The sequence below is a fragment of the Brevundimonas sp. A19_0 genome (assembly GCF_017744255.1).
Taxonomy (GTDB): Bacteria; Pseudomonadota; Alphaproteobacteria; order Caulobacterales; family Caulobacteraceae; genus Brevundimonas.
The window spans coordinates 1-5,586 of the sequence record NZ_JAGHQP010000037.1; the positions used below are offsets into that span (position 1 = coordinate 1).

Sequence of the window (5,586 nt, forward strand, 5' to 3'; positions counted from 1 at the left end):
ACTCACGCCCATACTGCCTACTGCCTACTGCCTACTGCCTCGTCCCCTTCCCCCGCCCCGGTCCGTCCGCTAACCACGGCCCATGACGCACCCCGCCCCCCTGCCCCGCCTGTCTGCCGTTGCCGAGGACTATGACCTGCTGCTCTGTGACGTCTGGGGCGTGATCCACAACGGGCGCGAAAGCTGGCCCGGGCCGTGCGGCGCGCTTCAGGCCTTTCGCGAGCAGGGCGGCACTGTGGTGCTGATCTCCAACTCGCCGCGGCCGGCGTCAGACGTTGTCGCCCAGCTGGACAGCCTCGGCGTGCCGCGCGAGGCCTGGGACGGCTTTGTCACCTCGGGCGATGCCACGCGGATGGAGCTGGCGAAGCGCGCGCCCGGTCCGGCCCTGATCATCGGGCCCGAGCGCGACGCCCCCCTGTATGCCGGCCTGGGGCTGACTCGCACCGAGGCGGTCGGGGAAGCCGCCTTCCTGTCGGTCACCGGCCCCCGCGACGACACCACCGAGACGCCCGAGGACTACCGCGACGAGCTGTCGGCCGCCGCCCAGCGCGGGCTGGAGCTGATCTGCGCCAACCCCGATCGGGTGGTCCAGCGGGGCGATACCCTGATCTACTGCGGCGGGTCGCTGGCCGATCTCTATGAGCAGCTGGGCGGGCCGGTGGTCATGGCCGGCAAGCCGTTTGCCCCCATCTATGACCTGTCGCTGGCCGAGGCCGGTCGGCTGGGCCTCGACGATCTCGACCGCTCCCGCGTGCTGTGCATCGGCGACGGCGGGATCACCGATGTGCTGGGCGCCGAACAGCAGGGGCTGGACTGCCTGTTCATCGCGCGCGGCATCCATGGGGAAAAGGCCATGGGGACCGACGGCACCCTCGACCCCGCCCGTGCCGGTGCCCTGCTGGCCGAGGAAGGCACTTCCGCCCGCTACGCCGCCCTCGAACTGGCCTGGTAAGGCTCGCCTTCGCGCGATTCCGGCGCTAACACCGCCCGATGACACAGACGGTTAGCGCGCACCCCTCGGGCGGATACATCCTTGACGAGCTGTTCGTCGGCATGACGGCAGAAAAGGCCGTCGAGGTGACCGAGGCCCGCATCCAGCAGTTCGCCGAGGCCTCGGACGACTTCAACCCCCTGCACATGGACGAGGCCTTTGCCTCGAAAACCGCCTATCGCGGTCGCATCGCCCATGGCCTGCTCAGTGCCTCCTTCGGCTCGGCCGTGGTCGGCATGATCCTGCCGGGCGCGGGCTCCATCTTCCTCGGCCAGAACACCGCCTTCCACCGGCCGGTGAAGATCGGCGACACCGTCATCGCCCGCGTCACCGTCGCCTCCATCGATGCGGAATCGGCCCGCGTGGTCCTGCGCTGCGAGGGTCTGGTCGGCGACCAGCTGGTTCTGGATGGCGAGGCCAGTGTGCGCGTGCCGCGCCGGCGTCGCCCCGCAAAGGGCTGACGTGGCCCTCACCGTCATCGAGACCTGGCGGGACCTCCTGCCCTCCGCCCAGGGCGCGGCCGTCGCCATCGGCGCCTTCGACGGCGTCCACCGGGGGCATCAGGCCGTCATCGACGCCGCGCGCCGGGTGGCCCGGCAGCGCGACCTGCCCCTCGGCGTGGTCAGCTTCGATCCCCATCCGCGCCGCTGGTTCCAGCCGGACGCTGCCCCCTTTCGCCTGATGTCTCCCGGCCAGATGGAGCGCGCGCTGGACGGCCTCGGCGTCGACCGCCTCTACCGCCTGCCCTTCGACGGCGAGATGGCCGGCCTGAGCGATCAGGCCTTTGCGCTGGAGGTGCTGGGCGCAGGTCTGGCTATCAAGCATGCCGCTGTCGGCTTTGACTTCACCTTCGGCAAGGGCCGCTCCGGCTCGCCCGAGGCCCTCGCCCGCTATGGCGAAACCGCCGGCTTCACCGTCAGCCCGGTCGCCCGCGTCGACGATGCTCATGGCCTGAAGCTGTCCTCCAGCGCCGTGCGCGAGGCCCTCAAGGCCGGTGACATGGCCCGTGCCACCGCCATCCTCGGCCGCCCCTTCGCCATCGAGGGCGAGGTCATCCACGGCGACAAGCGTGGCCGCACCATCGGCGTGCCGACCCTCAATATCGCCCTCGGCGACTATATGCGCCCGGCCTACGGCGTCTATGCCACCCGCACCCGCCTGCCCGACGGTCGGCTCATCGACGGCGTCGCCAGCCTCGGCGTCCGCCCCATGTACCCGACCGACGAGCCCCTGCTCGAGGTCTGGCTGTTCGACTTCGACGGCGACCTCTACGGCCAGGTGGTCGAGACCGATCTGGTCGCCTTCCTCCGGCCCGAGGCGACCTTCGACGGCCTCGACGCCCTCAAGGTACAGATCGAGGCCGACGCCGCCGCCGCCCACGCGGCGCTGGCGCTTTCGGCTGGCGCATCGCCCGCCGCCTCTGCTAGACCCGCCTGACCATGACCGTCCGCGTGATCCGTGTGATTTCGATTAGCCGCCCGGCGTAGCGCCGCAGGCCTGACGCCTCGCGCACGCCGGGATGCCCCGCTCAAGCAGTGAGCCGCCGCGCGGCGAACGGTAGCGGAACCAAAGAATCCACGCGAACGATCAACGACACGAGACCTGACCTCATGGCCGACACCGGCGACACTGCTTCGACCACCCGCGACTATCGCGACACCGTCTTCCTGCCCGAGACGCCCTTCCCCATGCGCGGCGGCCTGCCGAAGAAGGAGCCCGAGATCCTCGAGGCCTGGGGCGACCTCTATGCCCGCCTGCGCGCCGAGCGCCAGTCGCAGAACGCCCCCCTCTACGTCCTTCACGACGGCCCGCCCTACGCCAACGGCGACATCCACATCGGCCACGCGCTGAACAAGACGCTCAAGGACTTCGTGGTCCGGTCGCGCTTCCTGCTGGGCTATGACGTCGACTACGTCCCCGGCTGGGACTGCCACGGCCTGCCGATCGAGTGGAAGATCGAGGAACAGTTCCGCGCCAAGGGCCGCCGCAAGGACGAGGTCTCCAAGGCCGAATTCCGCGCCGCCTGCCGCACCTATGCCGAGGGCTGGATCGACGTCCAGCGCGAGCAGTTCAAGCGCCTCGGCGTCACCGCCGACTGGGCCAACCGCTACGCCACCATGGACTACGGCACCGAGGCCGCCATCGTCGCCGAGTTCCACAAGTTCAAGAATTCGGGCCAGCTGTATCGCGGCTCCAAGCCCGTCATGTGGTCGCCGGTCGAGCGCACCGCCCTGGCCGAGGCCGAGATCGAATACCACGACCATGTCTCGCCCACGATCTGGGTGAAGTTCCCGGTCACCGGCGCCACCGACGACCACGACGACGACCTGCTGGCCTTCCGCCACGCGACGCCCGCCATCGTCATCTGGACGACCACGCCCTGGACCATCCCGGCCAACCGCGCCATCAGCTACGGCCCCGAGATCGCCTATGGCGTCTATGAGGTCACCGCCATGGAAGAGGGGCTGGAGTTCGAGCCCTGGGCCAGGCCGGGCGACCGGCTGATCCTGGCCGACAAGCTGGCGGAAGAGGTCTTCAAGGCCGCCAAAATCGCCACCTTCACCCGCCTCGGCGACATCAATCCGTCGGGTCTGGAGTGCGCCCATCCGCTGGCCGCGCTGGATCCCGGCTATGGCTTTGCCGTCCCCCTGCTGGCGGGCGACCACGTCACCGACGACGCCGGCACCGGCTTCGTCCACACCGCCCCCGGCCACGGTGCCGACGACTATGAGGTGTGGAAGGCCCACGGCCACAAGGAAGTGCCCGAGACGGTCGACGCCGACGGCGCCTACTATCCGCACGTGCCCCTGTTCGCCGGGCTCAAGGTGCTGGAGACCGAGGGCAAGAAGGACAAGATCGGCAAGTTCGGCGCCGCCAACAAGGTCGTCACCGAAAAGCTGATCGAGGCCGGCAATCTGCTGGCGCGCGGCCGGATGGAGCACTCCTATCCGCACAGCTGGCGCTCGAAGGCGCCCATCATCTTCCGCAATACCCCCCAGTGGTTCATCCGCATGGACCAGCCGCTGAAGGCGGGCGAGACCCTGCGCGAGACGGCGCTCAAGGCCATCGACGCCACCACCTTCCACCCGGCAGCGGGCAAGAACCGCATCCGCTCCATGGTCGAGGATCGCCCCGACTGGCTGATCAGCCGCCAGCGCGCCTGGGGCACGCCGCTCGCCATGTTCGTCGACAAACACACCGGCCAGCCGCTGCACGACGACGCGGTCGATGCCCGCATCCTCGCGGCCATCCGCGAGGGCGGCGCCGACGCCTGGTTCGAGACCCCGGATGCCGACTTCCTCGGCGTCCATGACCCGGCCCAGTACGAAAAGGTCACCGACATCCTCGATGTCTGGTTCGACTCGGGCTGCACCCACGCCTTCACGCTCGAGCCCCGTACGCCGGAGCAGGGCTACGACGGCGACCGCCCCTCGCACTGGCCCGCCGACCTCTATCTGGAAGGCTCCGACCAGCACCGCGGCTGGTTCCAGTCCAACCTGCTGGAAGGATGCGGCACCCGGGGTCGCGCGCCCTACAAGGCCGTCCTGACCCACGGCTTCACCCAGGACGAGCAGGGCAAGAAGATGTCCAAGTCGCTGGGTAACACCGTCGACCCGGCGACCGTCATCAAGGAGTCGGGCGCCGACATCCTGCGTCTGTGGGTGGCCCTGGTCGACTATGCCGAGGACCAGCGCATCGGCAAACAGATCCTCCAGACCACGGTCGAGGCCTATCGCAAGCTGCGCAACACCGTCCGCTATCTGCTGGGCGCACTGGCCGGTTTCGACGAGGCCGAGCGCCTGCCGCTGGACCAGATGCCGCCGCTCGAACGCTTCATCCTCCACCGCCTGTGGCAGCTGGATGGCCAGGTACGTCAGGCCTACGAAACCTATGACTTCCAGGACGTGATCCGTCCGGTGCTGGAATTCTGCTCGGGCGATCTGTCGGCCCTCTATTTCGACGTGCGCAAGGACAGCCTCTACTGCGACCGCCCCGATGCGATCCGCAGGCGCGCGGCCCGCACCGTCATGCACGAGGTCTTCCTGCGCCTGACCGCCTGGCTGGCCCCCCTCACTCCCTTCACCATGGAAGAGGCCTGGACCACCCGCTACCCCCCCCAGAGCGATGATGGGGCCGGCACCAACTGCGCCCGCATCATCCCCGACACCCCGGCCGAATGGCAGAACGACGCCGAGGCGGCGCGGTGGGACAAGGTCTGGACCGTTCTGGAAACCGTCAATGAGGCCCTCGAGGCCGCCCGCCGCGACAAGATCATCGGCGGCGCCCTTGATGCCTGGCCCACGGTCACCTTGCCCGCCGAGCTGATGACCGCATTCGACGGTCTGGATGCCGCCGAGGTGTTCCGCACCTCGGGCGCCGAACTGTCAGCCGGCGGCGATACGGTCACCGCCCGGATCGACACGGCCGACCACCCCAAATGCGCCCGCTCCTGGCGCCGCGTGCCGGACGTCGGCTCAGACCTCGACTACCCCGACCTCAGCGCCCGCGACGCCGACGCCGTCCGCTGGCTGGACGCACGGAAGAGGTAATAGCCCTCCCCTCTCCCGGGGGAGAGGGGGTTGGGGGGTGAGGGG

Annotated in this window: 4 protein-coding genes; all 4 read left to right on the forward strand. The window is 69.4% G+C overall.

The genetic code is table 11. The features are described from left to right. The first annotated feature begins 82 nt into the window (after positions 1-82). A complete protein-coding gene (locus J7346_RS14800) occupies positions 83-952 on the forward strand; it encodes a TIGR01459 family HAD-type hydrolase (RefSeq protein WP_209120740.1) in 870 nt (289 codons plus the stop codon). Positions 953-990: 38 nt separating this feature from the next. Beyond that, positions 991-1,452 (forward strand): MaoC family dehydratase, encoded by a 462-nt coding sequence (locus tag J7346_RS14805; protein ID WP_209120741.1) that lies wholly within the window; start codon positions 991-993, stop codon positions 1,450-1,452. 1 nt (position 1,453) lies between these two features. Next, positions 1,454-2,428: a bifunctional riboflavin kinase/FAD synthetase gene (locus J7346_RS14810; RefSeq protein ID WP_348521523.1), complete on the forward strand. Its 975-nt coding sequence runs from the start codon at positions 1,454-1,456 to the stop codon at positions 2,426-2,428. Positions 2,429-2,601: 173 nt separating this feature from the next. Then, on the forward strand, positions 2,602-5,541 hold the full coding sequence (gene ileS / locus J7346_RS14815; RefSeq protein WP_209120743.1) for an isoleucine--tRNA ligase: 2,940 nt from the start codon (positions 2,602-2,604) through the stop codon (positions 5,539-5,541). Positions 5,542-5,586 lie beyond the last annotated feature (45 nt).